Genomic DNA, 17,176 nt, shown 5'->3' on the forward strand with positions numbered 1-17,176 from the left:
GATGAACAAATTGGTTCAGTCTGTCGTTGGACCGACGGACCAATCCGGGCCGACGCTTCGTTGGGGCGGGCGCCCTACGGCGTGGCGGCGACGACGACGCTCCAGCCCAGGCGGCCGCCGCCCACGCGCTCGTCGCCGGCGGCCAGCGCGACGCGCGTCGCGGGCAGCCAGCGCGCGGTGTTGGCCGCGACGACGATGTCGCCGGCGTTGACCAGCGCGGCCGGCCGATCGAGCGTGGCCAGGAGCGGGGTGGCGATCTCCTCCAGCTGGGACACGCGCATGTCGGCGCCGACCACGCCGATCGTCTCCCCGCCCTCGGCGACGATCGGGACGGCGAGGGTGAAGATGTGATCGTCGGCCCCGCCGAGGTCGACGAACGGACCGGTGATCGTCGGCGCGCCGGAGGCCAGCGGTCCGGTGAACCACGCGGCCGCCTCGTAGTCGTAGAAGTCGGGGTGCTCGGGATCCAGCTCGACGGCCAGGAAGGCGATCGCGTCGCCCGTCCCGCGCCACCAGGCCCAGCGCGAGGGCGAGTCGCTGTGGGTGTGGCGCCAGGCGATCCCCACGCCGTCCAGCGGCGCGGGTGGGTCGGCGAGCACGCCGGCGATGTGCGCCTGCCAGGCCGCGAGGTCCGGGTCGGGCGGGGCGCAGGCCAGACCGAGCGTCTCGCGCGTGGCCTCGAGCATGTCGAAGACCGGCAGCAGCGCCGCCTCCACGCGGGCCAGGACCTCGCCGGGGGTGATCGCCGCGGTCCGCCCCGCGGCGACCCGATGCAGCGCGACGCGCTCGGCCACCAGCGCGGCGGTCTCGCGCCGCAGGTGCGCGCGCATCGCCGCTTCGGCGCCGTCGACGTCGCCGGCGCCGATCGCCGTGGCGATGTGCTCGTGCTCGGCCGCCGCGGCGCGGGCGGCGCCTTCGCCCAGCAGCAGCCAGGTCAGGGCGCGGGCCGCCGTCTGCAGCTCGGTCTCCGCCTTGGCCAGGCGCAGGGAGCCGGAGGCCAGGGCGAGCTCGATGTGGAAGCGCGAGTCGGCCAGTCGCCGCTGGGTCTCGCTGCCGGCCTGGGCCAGCGCGCGCACCTGGCCCAGCAGGCGCGCCACGTCGGCCGCCGACGCGCTCTCGGCCGCGCGGCGCGCCGCGGCCACCGCCACCGCCTCGTGCATGACCCCGAGATCGCGCAGCTGGTCGACGCTGCTGCCGGCCAGCCGGCGCAGCACCCGGTCCAGGCCCGCGGGCACGCGCACGAACGTGCCGCCGCCGCGGCCCCGGCGCGTCTCGACCAAGCCGATGCGCCGCAGGCCGGCCAGCGCCTCGCGCAGGGTCATCGGGGCGACGCCGAGCAGCGTGGCCAGCTCGGACTCGGCGGGCAGCTGCTCGCCGTCGGCGAACTCGCCCAGGTCGATCGCCTCGATCAGCCGGCGCTCGATCTCGTCCGCACGCCCGCGCGCGGCCAACGGGGCCAGCAGGCTGCGTCGGAGGCTGGCCGGGATCTCGCTGGGCATGGCGCCCGGTCAGTCTTGCAGGGCGCGCCCGAGCAGCTCGCGCGCGAGCCCGGCGGCGGTGTCGCCGTCGCGGGTGGCGATCGCCCGGGCCAGCGGCACCGCGGCCGCGCGGGCGTCGTCGACCTCGGCCGCGTAGACCTGATGGCTGATGCCGCCGTCGTCGCGCGCGCCGACCAGCGAGTTGAAGGCCAGGCGGTAGGTCAGGTTGCCCGAGCCCTCGACGATCTGGGCCCAGAAGGCCTCGTAGGCGCGGAAGCGCGTCTCGTAGCGGCGCACGTCGCCCGGCTCGGGGAGCTTGGCCGCGAGCTTGGGCAGCTCGGCCAGCAGCTCGTCGGGGCCGCGCAGCGCGCACAGGCGCGCCGCGTCCGCGCCGATGCAGGCGCGCATCTCGCCGACCGAGCGCAGCAGCGGCTCGAAGTCCTCGGTGTGGGTCAGGTCGGCCAGCAGGTCGAGCCCGCCGGTGGCCCGCCAGTCGCGCACGCGGGTCGCGCCGCCCTGGGAGACCTGCACGAGGCCGGCCTGCTGGAGGCGCTTGATCGCCTCGCGCACGGCGTGGCGGTTGACCCGGTGGCTCTCGCTCAGCGCCCGCTCGGACGGGAGCGGGTCGCCGGCCTGGAGCTCACCCGACAGGATCATCACGCGGAGCCGATCGTGGACGGCCTCGGAGCGCAGGCGGGGTGGATTCGACGGGGAGGCCATCAGTGACGCTGGTTGGACCAGCCGGTCCGCGGCTCTGACGGTACCATGCGTCGTGGACCGTGCTAGGCGGGGAGGTAGCGGTGCCCTGTCGCTCGCAATCCGCTCTAGCGAGGCCGAATCCCCTCTCGAGGGGCGAGGCCTTCGGGGTCAGCGCGCCGTTTTCGGTGTCGATGGACCGGGTCCCGCGCGATGTCGGCTCGTGAACCAGGTCAGGTCCGGAAGGAAGCAGCCTTAAGCGGTCACCGGCAGGCGCAGCGGGAGCTCCCGATCCGGAGCCGATAACGACGTCAGCGCCCGGAGACCGAACCTCAGAGGAGGGTGCACGGTCCGCTTTTTGTTTCCCCCAAGGATCCGGTAGGGTCCCGCCGCTGCATGAGCCCCCTCGTCCCCGACTCCATCCGTCTCGACGGTCCCACGCACTACGGCGAGGAGCTCTGCCACATCGTCACCAACGACGAGCCCGACACCGCGCTGTGCGGCAAGGACGTCACCGGGTGGCCGTGGAACCCGCCCTGGCCGATCTGCGTCGTGTGCGCGGATCTCGCCCAGGTCGGCGGCCTGGTCTAGTGTCCTGAGTCGGTAATTCGTGTGCAGCTGGTGGATGCCGGGGCGGGTCTGCCGGTGATCGCCATCACCTGTCGTACTGGTGGTACGGGTGGTGATGGCGAGCGCTGGCAGACACGATTCCGGCGCCGCCAGATGCGGGCGAATTAGTGACTCAGGGCACTAGGTCGTCTCGGCGCCCGCGTCGTCGGGGATCAGCACGACGGCCAGGGCCGCGGCGATCGTGATCGTCAGCAGCTCGCGGAAGACCGACTCCGATCCGTACGCGGTGAAGAACTCCGTCATGGCGATGAACGCCGTCCACACCAGCGCGCCGAAGCACAGGGCGACGAGCGCGGGGCGCGCCGTGCGGCCGGGACCGGAGGCCAGCAGCGCCCGCCAGAAGAGCACGGCGGCGACGGACTCGATCACCCACGCGCCGGCCAGCAGCAGCTTGGTCAGCGCCGGGCCGACGTCGTAGACCTCGACCACCGAGCGCAGGTAGGCGTAGTTCTCCGAGTTGAGGAACCGCCAGTTGAAGGCGCCGAGGACGTCGAGCAGGTCGACGAAGTTCGTCAGCGCGATGAACGAGAAGAAGAGCGCCCAGAACCCGATCAGGATGCGCTTGAACAGCAGGCCGAGCTGGAGGCTGGTTCCGGTCATGTCCGTGGGGGGTTCGACCACGGGTACCAGTGCCCTGCTCGCTAGTGCCCTGACGTGACCTCGAGGATGGTCCGGGTGACGAGCCCCGGGTCGTCCCACATCGGCAGGTGTCCGCAGTCGGGCAGGCCGACGTACTCGGCGTCGGGCAGCATGCGGCGCAGGCGCCCGTAGAAGTTCGGCCAGCGGATCAGCCAGTCGCGCTCGCCGTAGGCGATCCGCACCGGGCACTGGATCCCGGTCAGCTCCCCGAAGGCGCCCTCGCGCCGGGCCAGCTCGATGCCCTCGACGACGACCGCGCAGCCGCGCGCGCCCTCCATCATGTCCAGCGCCGACTGGGGCGGGACGCGCTGCGGATGGGCCACGATCTCGCGCAGGCCGACGGCGCGCAGGCGCGGGCGCGCGGCCACCTGGCGCAGCAGTCCGGTCGGCGCGCGCTTGAGCGACTGGTGGGTGCGCATGAAGTAGCGGTAGATGTGCATGCCCTCGCGGCTGCCGTGCTCCCAGCCGCCGGCGGGGCACAGGGCGATCACGCTGCGCGCGCGCCCGCGGGAGGCGAGCTCCAGCGCCAGCCAACCGCCGAACGAGTTGCCCGCGATGTGGGCGGTCGGCCAGCCGGCCGCGTCCATGCGCTCCTCGATCGCGTCGGCGGTCGCCTCGACGGTCAGCTCCTGGTCGGGCGGCAGCTCGTCGCCGCCGTGGTGGCCGGGCAGCGTCGGCGCGAGCACCTCGTGGGCGGCCTCCAGCGCGCCCAGCAGCGGCGTCCAGGCGCGCCACGTGTCGGTGAACCCGTGCAGCAGGAGCAGCGGCGTGCCGGTTCCACCATGGTGCTCATGGGCGACCTTCATGGCCGGGGAATGATAGACGCCGATGGCCCTCACTGCGCCGCCGGTGCGCGCATCTAGACTGCAAAGCCGTGTCGTCTGCGCCTTCGCTGTACCGCCGCCATCGCCCGCGGACCTTCGCCGACGTCGTCGGGCAGGAGCACGTCGTGCGCACCCTGTCCAACGCCGTCGAGCAGGGGAAGGTCCACCACGCCAACCTGTTCGTCGGCTCCCGCGGGACGGGCAAGACGTCGATGGCGAAGATCCTCGCCTCGTGCCTGAACTGCGTCAACGGGCCGACCGTCTCGCCGTGCGGCGTGTGCGAGTCCTGCGTGTCGATCGCCAACGCGACCTCGATGGACGTCATCGAGATGGACGCGGCCTCCAACAACTCGGTCGACGACATCCGTGACCTGCGTGAGCGCGTCGCCTTCGCCCCGGTGAGCGGCCGCCACAAGGTCTACATCCTCGACGAGGCGCACATGCTCTCGTCCCAGGCCTGGAATGCGTTCCTCAAGACGCTCGAGGAGCCGCCGCCGAACACGATCTTCGTGTTGGCCACGACCGAGGCCAACAAGGTGCTGCCCACGGTCGTGGATCGCTGCCACCGCTTCGACTTCCGCCGTCCGACCGCCGAGCAGCTCGCCTCGGTCGTGCGCCGCGTCGCCCAGCAGGAGTCGATCGAGATCGGCCCCGAGGCGGTCGCGCTGATCGGGCGTCACGCGACCGGCTCGTTCCGCGACGCGCTGGGCACGCTCGAGCAGCTCGTCACCTACTCGGGCAACGCGATCGCGCTGGACGACGTGCTCGCCGTGCTCGGCGTGGCCGATGTCGACCTGCTGTTCGAGGCGCTCGACGCGGTCGGCTCCTCCGACGCGCGCACCGCGCTGCTGGCCGCCGACCGCCTGGCCCAGACCGGACGCGACGCCGCCACGTTCGCCCAGGACCTGGAAGGCCACGCGCGGGCGCTGCTCGTCGTGCGCACGCTGGGGGAGGTGCCGCCGGAGCTGGCGCTGACCGCCGAGTACGACGACCGCCTGGCCGCGCAGGCCCACCACATCTCGATGGCCTCGGTCGTGCGGCTGCTGGATCTGCTGGCCGCCGCTCGCGAGGCGACGAAGAACGGGGCCGACGCGCGTACCCAGCTGGAGCTGGCGCTGGTGAAGGCCGCCGCGCCGCAGGTGGACGCCTCGACCAAGGCGCTGCTGGCCCGCATCGATCGCCTCGAGGCGCAGCTGGCCGCCGGCCCGCCGGCTTCGCCGCCGGCCCCCGCGCCGCCGCCGCCGGCCCCCGCACCACCGCCGGCCCCCGCACCGCCGCCGCCGCCGGTCGCGGCGCAGAGCAACGGCCACCAGGTCGTCCCGGACGACCTGGCCGCGCTGGCCCCCGACCCGGAGGACGAGTCGCGCTACGAGGCGGCGCTGGACGTGCCCGAGGTCGAGCCGGTCGTGTCGACCCCGGCCTCCGGGAGCGCGGCGACCTTCGAGTCGGTCAACGACGTGTGGCCGGCGGTGCTGGACGCGGTGCGCGCCGAGAACGGCATGCTCGCCGCCTGCCTGGGCTCGGCTCAGCCGGTCGGGCTCAGCGGCGCCGTGCTGCAGGTCGCCTTCCCGGCGTCCGAGGGCTTCGCGCACAAGAAGTGCGCGGACACCGCCAGCCGGGAGCTGGTCGCCAACGCGCTGCGCTCGGTCACCGGCCACGCGCTCAGCCCTGAGTACGAACTGCGCGACGAGATGCCGCGAGTGGAGGAGCCGCCTCCGCTGACCGAGGACGAGGTGATCGCCCGCTTCAAGGAAGCGTTCGACGCCGAAGAGCTCATCCACGACGACGACGAGGCCAAGTAAGCGATGCCCCAGCCGAACATGCAGCAGATGCTCAAGCAGGTGCAGAAGATGCAGGCCGACATGATGGCCGCGCAGGAGCAGCTGAAGAACGAGACCGTCGAGGCGTCCGCCGGGGGCGGCATGGTGAAGGTCAAGGTGTCCGGAGACCTGGAGATCAAGGACGTCGTGATCGACCCCGACGCGGTCGATCCCGAAGACGTCGAGCTGCTGCAGGACCTCGTCCTGGCGGCCACCAACGAGGCGCTGCGCGCCGCGCAGGAGCTGGCGGCCACGAAGATGGGCGGCTTGACCGGCGGCCTGGATCTCGGCTCGATGGGCCTGCCGGGCATGGGCGGCCCGGGCGGCGGCCTCCCCGGTGGCCGAGGCGGCTTCCCACGGTGAACGCCCCGCCGATCCAGCGGCTGGTCACCGAGCTGGCCAAGCTGCCCGGCATCGGCAACCGCACGGCTCAGCGGCTCGCCTTCCACATCCTGCGCGTCGAGGCGGAGGAGGCCAACGCGCTGGCCGACGCGATCCGCGAGGTCAAGGAGCGCATCGGCCTGTGCGAGGTGTGCTTCAACCTGGCCGACGGCCCGCGCTGTCGCATCTGCCTGGATGAGCGCCGCGACGCGTCGCTGATCTGCGTGGTCGAGGAGCCCGGCGATGTGATCCCGATCGAGCGCACGCACGAGTTTCCCGGTCGCTATCACGTGCTCGGCGGTGCGCTGTCGCCGATCGACGGCGTCGATCCCGAGGACCTGAAGATCGCCCAGCTCTACGTGCGGGTGGCCGAAGGCGGCGTCCGCGAGGTCGTGCTGGCCACCAACCCGACGACCACCGGCGAGGCCACCGCGCTGCACATCGCCGACGGGCTGCGCGACCGTGCGCCCGACGTGACCGTCACCCGGCTGGCCTCGGGCCTGCCCGTGGGCTCCGACCTGGAGTACGCCGACGAGGTCACCCTCGGGCGGGCGTTCGCCGGCCGCCGCGCGGTCTGAGGATCGTCTCCAGCGCAGCCGCCACCTCGGCGCGCTGATAGCGGTACTGGTCCCAGGAGATGCGGTGCGTCTCGTACCCGCGCCGGGCCAGCCCCAGATCCCGGTCGTAGTCCCGAGCGCGCGCGGCCCGCGTTCGGTGCGCCTCCCAGCCGTCGAGCTCGATCGCCACCTGCAGCTCCGGCCAGTGCAGGTCGACCTCCCATTCGAACAGCCACAGGTTGACCTTCGGCTCCGGTAGCCGCCGCTCCTTGATCAGCCGCAGCACGCCCTTCTCGAGCTTGGAGCGGATCAGGCGCGGGTCCCTGGGCTCGAGGGCGTCCACGGTCGCGCGCAGGCGCGCGACGCCGCGCTGACCTTTGGACCGGGCGATCTGCGCGCGCAGCCGGCGCAGATCGAGGATCCGCAGCTCCTCGGCGCGCTCGAGCGCCCTGGCCAGATCGCCCGAGCGCCCGGTCGCCGCAACGTCGAGCAACGTGCGTTCCAGGGTGGTGACGGGGATGCCACGGACCGTCGTGATCTCGTCCGGGCGCAGGGTCCTGCGGTGGGCGACGAAGGAGGCGCGATTGCGCGCGCCGCCACGCGGCGTGGCGACATCCACCACCGCGCGCCGGTCGACGAGCACGCCGTGGAGCGCGCCGGCAGACCGGTCCGTGAGACAGGCACCAGGCCCCGCGGCGAGCACCTGCGCCATCCGATGCCCGTCGGCGGTGAGGAACGCGTGCCCGACGGCATAGATCCCGTGATACCGGCGGATGATCCGTCCGTCTCGGCACCAGCGCGCGATCGTCGCGGTCGATACGCCCGCCTCGAGCAGCTGGGCGGCCGAGATCACGCCGTGCTGCCGACCGGCAACCCGCCCGACCCGCCGAGTGGCATTTTCACTCCGCTCAGCGGCGGCAATATGCCACTCGGCCGGAGGGGGCGAGTCCGAGGGCGGGGGCGAGTCCGCGGGCGGAGGCGGGACCGCGGGCGGGGGCGAGTCCGCGGGCGGGGGCGGGTCGGTGGGCGGGCCCATGGGCCCACGGTGACGAATCAGATGTCACAGCGGACCACGTGTCTGCGACGAATGCGCGACGCGGGTGTGCGCTAACCGCGCGGTCGCACGCCGAGGGTCATGTCGACCTGGCCGTTGCGCTCGTTGCCGTCGCCGCCGTCCTTGCTGTACGAGTAGGCGGTCGTGATGTACGTGCCGAGCTTGCGGGCCCGCACGGTGATGACGACGACCACCTCCTGCTCGCGGCGGAAGTCGCCCAGGTCGCACTTCACGAACGTGCCCTGGGTGTCGCAGGACCAGCCGCCGCCGTAGCGGTCGACCTTGACGATCTGCAGCTGGCGGGGCACATCGGTCTGCATCCACACGCCGAGCGCGCCGTCAGGCCCGTTGTTCTTGACGGTGATCTTCAGGCGAGCGGTCTCGCCGCGGTGGATCGGCTGGGGCTCGGCGTGGCCGGCGATGCCCACGTCGGCCTTGCACTCCTTGGGGCCGCAGCGGCCGTCCGCCCCGGCCACCGCCGGAAGCGCGAAGAGCAGGAGAAGAGCGAGAGCGGCTGCGCGCACGCGCCCAATCTAGGGCGACGCGTAGCGCGAGCGCAGCAAGCTGACGCGTGCGAGCGCTTCGGCCGCCCGCCGGCGCAGCCCGGCATCGCGCTTCAGGGCCGTGGCCACCGCGGTGACCGCCGCCTCCTGGTCGTCCGCATCGCCGGGCACCCACAGCAGATCGGCGCCCGCGCGCAGGGACTGCACCGCGGCCTGCGCCACCGAGACGGTGGTCGACCCCGTCGTGGCCTGCAGATCGGCGCTGATCGCCACGCCGCCGAAGTCGGCGCCGCGGCGCAGCAGGTCGTAGGCCTCGGGCGCCATGGTCGCGGGCGTGACCCCGTCCCAGGCGACGTAGATCGCGTTGGACATCTGGATCGCCGGCGCGCCCGCCCGCACCGCCGCGGTGAAGGGCAGCAGGTCGGCGGCCTGGAGCTCGTCGAGGTTGAAGCCGACGCTTCCCGGGCCATCGGCCGGATCCTGGGAGGCGGCGCCCTGGCCGGGGAACGCGCCGGGCGCGCTGGCCAGCCGCCCCTCGCGGTAGGCCTGCACCGAGGCGGCGACCAGGTCGCTGGCCACCTGAGGATCGGCGGAGTACCCGCGGGCGGCCATCGGCCCGCTCGGGTAGGCCAGGTCGGCCACCGGGGCCAGCGTCAGCTCGATCCCCAGCCCGGTCAGCGCCGCCGCCGCGTCGCTGGAGGTGCGGGCGGCCTCGCGCGCGACCGACACGTCGGACTGCGGCACCGGCGGCAGCTGGGGGAGCGTGGAGCGCGACCCGCCGGGCTGGACGATCCCGATCAGCGGCGGATCGGTGCCGTCGGCCGCGCCGTCGCGCTTCAGCGCGCGCACGAGCGCGCGCACCTGGCGGGGGCTCGTCGCGTTGTGCGGCTCGAGCACGACGCCGGCCCAGTCGTGCTCGCCCAGCGCCTTGACGCGCCGGTCCCGAGCGCTGGTGCCCGCGAAGCCGACCAGGAACAGCTGCTCGGCCACGACCTGCGGCGGATCGGGCAGCGGGACGGAGGCCGGGGTGGACGCCGGCACGGTCGTGACCACGATCGCGGCTGTGCCGTCGCCGCCGCCCCGGGTGCCCAGCGCGAGCGCCGCGCCGGCGGCCAGCGCGACGGCACAGGCGACCGCGAGGCCGATGCGCTGACGCCACGCGCGACTCACTTAGTACCTTGGACGGTCGCTATGCCGGGAACCGTGGTCATGAAGTTCGGCGGCACGTCCGTCGCCGACGCCGAGCGCATCAAGCGCGCCGCTGCGCGCATCGTCGCCAAGCGCGAGGAAGGGCTGCGCGTGGTCGCGGTCCTGTCCGCGCGCGGGAAGACGACGGACGAGCTGATCGCCTGGGCCCAGGAGATCTCGCCGACTCCGGATCCGCGGGAGATGGACATGCTGCTCAGCACCGGTGAGCGGCAGTCTTGCGCGTTGTGCGCGATGGCGATCAACGACCTCGGTCACCGGGCGATCTCGCTGACCGGTTCGCAGGCCGGGATCGTCACCGACACCTCGCACACGAAGGCCCGGATCCTCGAGGTTCGAGCCGACCGCATCCGCCAGGCGCTGGACGAGGACTCGATCGTGCTCGTCGCCGGCTTCCAGGGCGTCAGCACCGCGCACGACGTCACGACCCTCGGCCGCGGCGGCTCGGACACCACCGCGGTGGCGCTGGCCGCGGCGATCGACGCCGACGAGTGCGAGATCTACACCGACGTGGCCGGCGTGTTCAGCGCCGACCCGCGGATCGTGCCCAACGCGCGCAAGCTGTCGATGGTCCTGTTCGACGAGATGCTCGAGATGTCGGCCTCCGGGGCCGGCGTGCTGCAGCTGCGTTCCGTCGAGTACGCCCGCAACCACGGCGTGCGCATTCATTGCCGATCGAGCTTCGACGACTCGGCCGGTACCGTTGTTGTCGGAGAGGACGTCACCGTGGAGAACCCGCTCATCACCGCCGTCACCCACTCCACCGGGGAGTCCCGCGTGACGCTGACCGGCGTCCCGGACACGCCCGGTGTCGCGGGTCGCATCACCATGACGCTGGCCGAGGCCAACGTGAACGTGGACATGATCGTCCAGAACGAGCCCGTCTCCAGCGGCTCGCGCGCCGACCTGTCCTTCACCGTGCCGCGCGACGACCTGCCCGCCGCGCGCGTGGCCCTGGAGCCGCTGGCCGCCGAGCTGGGTATGGGCATCCTGGCCGACTCGGCGATGGGCAAGGTCTCGATCGTCGGCGCCGGCATGAAGACGCATCCGGGCGTCGCCGCCAAGGTCTTCACCGTCCTGGGCGAGGAGGGCATCAACATCGAGATGATCTCCACCTCGCCGATCCGCATCTCGTGCGTCGTGTCGGGCGAGCGCGTGCCCGACGCGGTGCGCGCACTGCACGCCGCCTTCGACCTGGGTGGTCCGGACACGATCCGCCCGGAGCAGCCGTTTGGGGAGTTCTCATGAGGATCGCCGTCGTCGGAGCCACCGGTGCCGTGGGCACCGTCATGCGCGAGCAGCTGCGCAAGCGCGACTTCCCCGCCGACGAGGTCGTGCTGTTCGCCTCCGAGCGCAGCGCCGGCAAGGTGGTCGACGGGCTCACGGTCCAGCCGCTGCGCGACGACACGGTGGTCGGCTTCGACGTTGCGCTGCTCAGCGCCGGCGGCTCGACCTCGAAGGCCTGGGCGGAGAAGTTCGCCGCCGGCGGCGCCGTGGTGGTCGACAACTCCAGCGCGTGGCGCATGGATCCCGACGTGCCGCTGATCGTCTCCGAGGTCAACCCCGTCGCGCTGGACGACGCCCGCAAGGGGATCGTGGCCAACCCGAACTGCACGACGATGGTCGCGATGCTGCCCGTCAAGGCGCTGCACGACCGCTTCGGCCTGACCGACATGGTCGCCACGTCGTTCCAGGCCGCCGGTGGCGCCGGCCAGAAGGGCATCGACGAGCTCGCCGCCCAGGTCGCGCCGCTGGCCGAGGACGTCGATCAGCTGGTCAACGATGGCGCCAGCGCCGCCCGCAAGGTCCAGCACAGCGTGCACGCCAACACGCTGGCCTTCAACGTCGTGCCGCTCCTCGGGACCCTGGACGACCAGGGCTACACCGACGAGGAGATGAAGCTCCAGAACGAGTCGCGCAAGATCCTGTCGCTGCCCGGCCTGCGCGTCACGCCCACGTGCGTGCGCGTGCCGGTGATGGTCGGCCACTCGATCGCCGTGCGCGCGACCTTCGAGCGCGAGCCGGACCTCGACGAGGCCCTCGACGCGCTGCGCGAGTTCCCCAACCTGCTCGTCGAAGAGGCCCCGACGCCGCTGGAGTGGGCCGGGCGCGACGAGACGGTCGTCGGCCGCGTGCGCCGCGACCTCAGCGACCCGCACAGCCTCAGCTTCTTCGTCGTCGGCGACAACCTGCTCAAGGGCGCCGCGCTGAACACCGTCCAGATCGCCGAGCTCGTGGTCGAGCGCGGCCTGGTCGGCTCGGCCGCCCCGGCCGCCTAGCCGCCGAGCCCGTCCTCGCCGGGCACGGCGAGCGGCGGCGTGGTGTTCGTCTGGAGCGTCGCGGTGTAGCGATCGCCGTCGCCCAGGGTGATGGTGATCGCGCGCCGGGTGCCGTCGTACTTGACGATGCAGTCGAACGTCAGCCCCGGCTTGCCCTCACGGCTGCGCGGGCAGTTGACCTTGACGTCGGCCGGATCGACGCCGGACGACGCGGCCACCTGCTCCGACAGCTGCCGCTCGATGCGACCCGTGTCGACCGTCTTGGTGCCGCAGCCGCTGACCAGCACGGCGATCGTGCCGGCGGCGATCAGGGCCGCTCGGCTCAGGATGGGTCGGAGGTGGTCGGCGGCACGGTGGCGTTGTAGCCGCCCTCGTCGTCGGTCAGCGTGACCTTCACGACGACCTTGTCGCCGTTGGGCGCGGTCAGGGTGCAGTCGAACGTGCGCCCCTTCTCGGCCTTCTGATCGTCCGGGCAGTCGACGGTGACCTTCTTGGGATCGGCGCCGGCCTGGGTGGCCAGCTTCTCGGCCAGCTGCTTCTCGAGCTGTCCGTTGTCGACGGTCTTGTCGCCGACGCTGAACGAGGCCTCACAGCCGCTGACGGCCAGGATCGCCACGGCGCCGGAGGCGATGGCGAGCAGTCGGGTGGTGCGCATGGGGCGCAAGCCTATGCGGACGGCCGCCGGTGGCCAAAGCCCCGGCGGCCCGCATGCACTACTTCTTGGCCTCTTCGTAGGTGAAGTCGCCGTCGTCGTTGGTGACGGTGATGGCGATCGTGTGCTTCGTGCCGCCGGCGGTGGCGTCGCAGGTGAACTCCGAGCCCTTGTCGGCGGGCGAGTCGTCCGGGCAGGTGACCGTGACGTCGGCGGCCTTCAGGCCGTTGGTCTTGGCGATGTCGGCGGACAGCTTGGACTGCAGGTCCTTGGTGTCGAACGAGCTCGAGCCACACCCGGTGACGGCGAGCACGACCGCGGCGATCGTGGCGGCAGCGGGAACGGCAAACAGCTTGCGCATAACGGGCAATCCTTTGCTCGTGGGTGAGAGGGACCGACTACGCCATCCGTGGCGCTGTCTCCTTCATCGGCGCGGTGGGACGGCGCTTGAACGCTCGCGTGGCGCGAAGCGCGCCTCGGCCTGCTCGGCCGCGGCCAGCGTGCGCGGATCGAGCTGCGTGCGGTCCAGCCCGCCCGCCGCGGCGGCGTACGCGGCCAGCAGCGCCTGCTCGACGGTCTCCAACGTCACGCCGGGCACGTCGTCGTCGACGGCGCCGGTCGCCGCGGGGTCCACCTCGAGCCCGAGCGCCGCGTACAGCTCGGCCACGGCGGCGGCGATCGGCGCCGCGTCGCGCACGACGAGCACGGTTCCGACGTAGGCCGCGCCGCGGACCACCCGCTGTGCGGTGCCGCTGAGCTTGCGCACGCCGCCCGCGTTGACGCTGAAGTCGCCCGGGCAGTACTCGCCGTCGACGGCGCCGATGCGGGCGTCGACGCCCAACCCCCGCAACGCGCTCGCGACGACCTCGGCGGTGTGCTCGTAGCGGCGCGCGATGTGCACGTTGGCCTCGGGATCGGCGACCGCCTCGCCGATCGTGATCACGCCCTCGTGGTAGACGGCGGCCCGCCCCCCGGCCAGGCGCTCGAAGGGCACCAGCCCGCCCGCGCGGGCGGCGGCCAGCGCGGCGGGATAGCCGGGGGAGAGCGCATCCAGACGCCCGAAGGCGACCGCGGGCGCGTGGCGCTGCAGGCGCAGCACGTCGGGCAGCTCACCGGAGGCGACCTTCTCCAGCAGCACCGCGGAGACCGCCATGTCGAAGGCCGGACGGTCGGGGAACGACTCCTGCAGCAGCAGCAAAGCGTCCTGGACGCTACACCGGCTGGCCCGCGAGCACCCGCCGCTGGAGCGCGCGCGTCTCCTCGGTCGGCTCCAGGCCGAGCGCGTCGACCAGCTGCTTGCGGCAGGCCAGGTACTGGCGCAGCGCGCGGGCCCGGTTGCCGGAGCGGGCCAGCGCGGCGATCAGCAGCCGCTGGGCGCCCTCGTCGAGGGGGTCCAGGGCGACCAGGCGCCCGGCGGCGGCGGCCGCGCCGGAGTGATCGCCGGCCCGGCCGCGCAGGTCGGCCAGCATCCACAGCACGCGCGCGTAGGTCGCGCTCAGGTCCTCGCGCCACTGGGCCGCCCAGTCGCTGTAGCGCTCCTCGGGCATCGGCTCGCCCGTCCACAGCGCGGCGGCGTGCTCCAGGAGTCGTAGGCGCGCGGGGTGGGTGGGGGTCGAGTCGGCCAGCGCGGCCTCGGCGGCGACGCTGAACAACTCGGTGTCGACCCGGTCGCGGTCGTCGAGCACGAGCCGGTAGGCCCGCTCGGAGTACTGGATCGCGCTCTTGGTCGCGTTGGGCCCGTCGAGCACCGCCCGGGCCCGCGAGACCGCGACCTGCACGGACGCACGCGCCGACTTGGGCGGCTTGTCGGGCCACAGCGCGTCGGTCAGCGCCTCCTCGGGCAGGAACGCGCCGCGCTGGGCCAGCAGCACGCGCACCAGCCGCGCGGTGGTCGGGCGGCCCCAGGCGCGCTCGTCGACCGGCCAGTCGCCGCGACGCAGCGAGAAGGCGCCGAACAGCGTGAACGTGCGCGACGGGGGCGAGCGGCGCCCGGCCGCGCGGGCGGCGTGCGCCGCCGCGGCGACCTGCGGGTCGTCATCGGCCGACAGCGCCTCCAGCAGCGCCTCGGCGCGCGGGTGGCCCGACGAGCCCAGCGAGCGCGCGGCCACCGCGCGGACCGCGGCCGACGGATGCTCGGCGAAGTCGATCAGCTCCTGGCCGCCCGGGAACGCGCGCTCGGCGGCGGCGATCGTGGCCACCGGGTCGAGCAGCTCGGCGGCCAGCAGCTCGTAGACGAGGTCGCCGATGCGCAGCCACTCGACGCGCAGCACCGCGGCGGCGCCGGGCCCGGCGATCTCCAGCGCGTCGCGCATGTCCGCACCCGCGCCCGCGACGTCGCCGGCCAGCGACCGCGCCCAGGCCCGCAGGGCCAGGGCCCGGGCCCGGTGGTGGCGGCCGTGGTCGGGGGCGTAGACCTCGGTCATCCAGGTCAGCGTCTCGGTCGCCTGCTCGATGCCGCGGGCGGGCGAGGTGGCCTCGGCCAGCACCCGGATGACCAGCAGCTCGACGATGTTGCGGAAGGGCATCGGCGCGATCGCCACGTGCGTGCGGGCCTGCTCGGCCAGCGCCTGCGCGGCCGCGCGCTCGCCGCGGGCCAGCAGGCAGGCGGCCATCGCCGACTCGGCGATCCCCGGCGCCCAGCCGTCGGTCGGCGGCACCTCGCGGATCGCGCCCAGCGCCAGCTCGGCCTCGGCCTCACGCCCGGCCATGGCCAGCAGCCAGGCGCGCAGCGCGTGCGTCTCGGCGGTGATGAACGAGGGCAGGCCGGACTTGCCCGCCTCCTCGAGCAGGATGTCGGTCCAGGCGACCGCCTCGTCGGGGTGGCCGCTGTCGGCCAGGGCGAAGGCGACGAACCCGGCCAGGTACTCCGGGCGGTGCGCGGCGCGGTGGTCGTCGCCCAGGGACTCCAGGCGACGGCGCAGCAGCTGGACGATCTCGTCGTGGCGCCCGTCGGGCATGGCGATGTAGAACTCGCCCAGGGCGCGCATGCCGGCGGCCAGCGGGGCGTCGGGCATCCGCTCGATGCGGGCCAGGCGCTCGGCCGCCTCGTCCAGGCGCCCGATCCCGCCCAACAGCGCGGCCCACCACGACAGCGTCTCGGCCGTCGGGCGCTCCAGCGCGGCCAGCAGCTCGATGCCCTCCTCGGTGCGCCCGAGCCAGTACAGGCTCTCGGCGGCGACGCTGGCCACCCCGGGGGCGTCGTCGGGCGGGAGCGCGGCGACCGCGGCGCCCAGCAGCGAGACGGCGTCCTCGTGGCGACCCTCGGTGTGGGCCAGGCGCCCGGACACGGCGGCGGCCCGCGGGTCGTCGGCGAAGCCGTCGGGCAGCAGCGACAGCCAGGCGCGCACGCCGCGGGGCGAGCTGCGCACCAGGCCCGTGGCCTGGGCGAAGATCGCGTCCAGCGCCGGGCCGGGCTCGCCCGCGGCCAGCCAGGCGTCGATCGCCTGCGTCGTGCGGCCCTCGCGCAGCAGCTGGCGGGCGGCGCGCGACAGGACGTCGGCTCGCGTGGCCGCGTCGGCCTCGCCCTGCCACACGCTGCGCAGGTGATCGCGCAGGAGCGGGTGGTAGGCCAGCGCGTCGGGGCGCCCGGCGACCGGGCGCAGCAGCACCCCCAGTCGGCCCAGGCGCGCGGCCAGGTCGTTGGGCAGCGCAAGCGCCTCGGCCATCGCCGGGGTGATCTCCTCGACCGCGCTGGAGGCGAGCATCGCCGCGCGCAGGTCGGGATCCAGGCCGGCCAGCACCTCCTCGGCCAGGAAGCGCGCGATGCCGCCGTTGGGGTTGCCGACGGTGGCGCCCAGCGCGACGCCCAGCGGCCAGCCGAGCGTCGCCTGCATGGTGTCGGTGACCTCGTCGTCGGTCGGCGTGCGCCCGAGCTGGGAGGCCAGCAGCGCGGCGGTCTCCTCGGCGCTGAAGGCCATCTCGCTCTCGCTGATCAGCGAGACGCGGCCGGTGGCCTGGGCCCGGGCCACGCGCAGGTCCAGCGGGCGGCGGGTGCAGATGACGATGCGCAGGCGGCCGTGCTCGGTCTCGACGAGCTGCTCGAGCAGGTCCAGCACGGGGCGCGCGTCGGCCAGCTGCTCGGCGTCGTCGAGCACGAACACCAGCGGCTCGACGAGCAGGGCCTCCAGCTCGTCGAGCATCGCGCGGGTCAGGTTGATCGGCGACAGCGGCGCGCCGGTGCCGCCGACCGACTCCAGCAGCACGTCCGCGGCGCCCGGCACGGCGCGGCGGATCGCCTGCAGCGCGTCGACCAGCAGGCGATCGACCTCCAGGTCACGCGAGCGGCAGCTCAGCCAGGCGGCGGTGCGGCCCTCCAGCGCCTGCTCGACCAGCACGGTCTTGCCGTAGCCCGCCCCTGCGACGAGGCCGATGGAGCCGCGATCGATGCCCGCCCGGACCCGTTCGGCCAGCTCCGGTCGCTCGATCAGCGACGCTCCGGTCACGGTTGGTTGGAACAT

General features: G+C 73.7%; 18 protein-coding genes and 1 other RNA gene. 7 read left to right on the forward strand and 12 right to left on the reverse strand.

The features are described from left to right. Positions 1–74: 74 nt before the first annotated feature. Positions 75–1,499, reverse strand: coding sequence for an FCD domain-containing protein (locus ACZ5UI_RS24985; RefSeq protein ID WP_464192259.1), 1,425 nt, complete (start codon positions 1,497–1,499; stop codon positions 75–77). 9 nt (positions 1,500–1,508) lie between these two features. After that, positions 1,509–2,198 carry a FadR/GntR family transcriptional regulator gene (locus ACZ5UI_RS24990; RefSeq protein ID WP_464192261.1) on the reverse strand — a complete coding sequence of 230 codons (690 nt, stop codon included), beginning with the start codon at positions 2,196–2,198 and terminating at the stop codon, positions 1,509–1,511. A gap of 57 nt (positions 2,199–2,255) precedes the next feature. Between ACZ5UI_RS24990 and ffs the strand changes: the two genes are divergently transcribed. Both ffs and ACZ5UI_RS25000 read left to right on the forward strand, forming a co-directional pair. Beyond that, positions 2,256–2,524, forward strand: an RNA gene (gene ffs / locus ACZ5UI_RS24995) — signal recognition particle sRNA large type. A 46-nt stretch (positions 2,525–2,570) separates the two neighbouring features. Beyond that, positions 2,571–2,765 (forward strand): hypothetical protein, encoded by a 195-nt coding sequence (locus ACZ5UI_RS25000; protein ID WP_464192263.1) that lies wholly within the window; start codon positions 2,571–2,573, stop codon positions 2,763–2,765. 159 nt (positions 2,766–2,924) lie between these two features. Here the strand turns inward: ACZ5UI_RS25000 and ACZ5UI_RS25005 are convergent, their stop codons facing one another. Then, on the reverse strand, positions 2,925–3,404 hold the full coding sequence (locus tag ACZ5UI_RS25005) for a hypothetical protein (protein WP_464192266.1): 480 nt from the start codon (positions 3,402–3,404) through the stop codon (positions 2,925–2,927). A 41-nt stretch (positions 3,405–3,445) separates the two neighbouring features. After that, positions 3,446–4,249, reverse strand: coding sequence for an alpha/beta fold hydrolase (locus ACZ5UI_RS25010; RefSeq protein ID WP_464192268.1), 804 nt, complete (start codon positions 4,247–4,249; stop codon positions 3,446–3,448). Positions 4,250–4,317: 68 nt separating this feature from the next. On the opposite strand from ACZ5UI_RS25010, the gene dnaX reads away from it, so the two are divergent. From dnaX to recR, 3 genes are read left to right on the forward strand one after another with little or no spacing between them, the layout of a single operon-like run. After that, the gene (gene dnaX, locus ACZ5UI_RS25015) at positions 4,318–6,069 is read left to right on the forward strand and encodes a DNA polymerase III subunit gamma/tau (RefSeq protein ID WP_464192270.1); all 1,752 of its coding nucleotides are present in this window, start codon (positions 4,318–4,320) and stop codon (positions 6,067–6,069) included. A 3-nt stretch (positions 6,070–6,072) separates the two neighbouring features. Beyond that, positions 6,073–6,450 carry a YbaB/EbfC family nucleoid-associated protein gene (locus ACZ5UI_RS25020; RefSeq protein ID WP_464192272.1) on the forward strand — a complete coding sequence of 126 codons (378 nt, stop codon included), beginning with the start codon at positions 6,073–6,075 and terminating at the stop codon, positions 6,448–6,450. Then, positions 6,447–7,046: a recombination mediator RecR gene (recR, locus tag ACZ5UI_RS25025; RefSeq protein WP_464192274.1), complete on the forward strand. Its 600-nt coding sequence runs from the start codon at positions 6,447–6,449 to the stop codon at positions 7,044–7,046. Before ACZ5UI_RS25020 ends, recR begins: the two co-directional genes overlap by 4 nt. Here recR and ACZ5UI_RS25030 read toward each other — a convergent pair. The 3 genes from ACZ5UI_RS25030 to ACZ5UI_RS25040 all read right to left on the reverse strand — a co-directional run bounded on the left by ACZ5UI_RS25030 (position 7,006) and on the right by ACZ5UI_RS25040 (position 9,752). After that, entirely contained in the window at positions 7,006–7,878 is an 873-nt protein-coding gene (locus ACZ5UI_RS25030) for a type IV toxin-antitoxin system AbiEi family antitoxin domain-containing protein (RefSeq protein ID WP_464192276.1), read from the reverse strand. The genes recR and ACZ5UI_RS25030 overlap by 41 nt on opposite strands. Before the next feature lie 254 nt (positions 7,879–8,132). Next, complete coding sequence (locus tag ACZ5UI_RS25035) at positions 8,133–8,603, reverse strand: hypothetical protein (protein ID WP_464192278.1); 471 nt, start codon at positions 8,601–8,603, stop codon at positions 8,133–8,135. 9 nt (positions 8,604–8,612) lie between these two features. Beyond that, positions 8,613–9,752, reverse strand: a complete 1,140-nt coding sequence (locus tag ACZ5UI_RS25040) for a glycoside hydrolase family 3 N-terminal domain-containing protein (RefSeq protein ID WP_464192280.1) — start codon at positions 9,750–9,752, stop codon at positions 8,613–8,615. A gap of 21 nt (positions 9,753–9,773) precedes the next feature. Here ACZ5UI_RS25040 and ACZ5UI_RS25045 point away from each other — a divergent pair, with 21 nt between their 5' ends. Continuing rightward, entirely contained in the window at positions 9,774–11,036 is a 1,263-nt protein-coding gene (locus tag ACZ5UI_RS25045) for an aspartate kinase (RefSeq protein WP_464192282.1), read from the forward strand. Beyond that, positions 11,033–12,067: an aspartate-semialdehyde dehydrogenase gene (locus tag ACZ5UI_RS25050; protein WP_464192284.1), complete on the forward strand. Its 1,035-nt coding sequence runs from the start codon at positions 11,033–11,035 to the stop codon at positions 12,065–12,067. Before ACZ5UI_RS25045 ends, ACZ5UI_RS25050 begins: the two co-directional genes overlap by 4 nt. Here the strand turns inward: ACZ5UI_RS25050 and ACZ5UI_RS25055 are convergent. The 5 genes from ACZ5UI_RS25055 to ACZ5UI_RS25075 form a co-directional block, all read right to left on the reverse strand. Continuing rightward, positions 12,064–12,354, reverse strand: coding sequence for a DUF4333 domain-containing protein (locus tag ACZ5UI_RS25055; RefSeq protein ID WP_464192286.1), 291 nt, complete (start codon positions 12,352–12,354; stop codon positions 12,064–12,066). The two genes, ACZ5UI_RS25050 and ACZ5UI_RS25055, sit on opposite strands and share 4 nt — an antisense overlap. 35 nt (positions 12,355–12,389) lie before the next feature. Beyond that, a complete protein-coding gene (locus ACZ5UI_RS25060; RefSeq protein ID WP_464192288.1) occupies positions 12,390–12,722 on the reverse strand; it encodes a DUF4333 domain-containing protein in 333 nt (110 codons plus the stop codon). A 58-nt stretch (positions 12,723–12,780) separates the two neighbouring features. Then, a complete protein-coding gene (locus tag ACZ5UI_RS25065) occupies positions 12,781–13,080 on the reverse strand; it encodes a DUF4333 domain-containing protein (RefSeq protein WP_464192290.1) in 300 nt (99 codons plus the stop codon). Positions 13,081–13,143: 63 nt separating this feature from the next. Continuing rightward, positions 13,144–13,917, reverse strand: coding sequence for a lipoate--protein ligase family protein (locus tag ACZ5UI_RS25070; RefSeq protein ID WP_464192292.1), 774 nt, complete (start codon positions 13,915–13,917; stop codon positions 13,144–13,146). 13 nt (positions 13,918–13,930) lie between these two features. Further along, positions 13,931–17,176 carry a BTAD domain-containing putative transcriptional regulator gene (locus tag ACZ5UI_RS25075; protein ID WP_464192294.1) on the reverse strand — a complete coding sequence of 1,082 codons (3,246 nt, stop codon included), beginning with the start codon at positions 17,174–17,176 and terminating at the stop codon, positions 13,931–13,933.

It is taken from the genome of Conexibacter sp. JCM 18997, assembly GCF_055391915.1.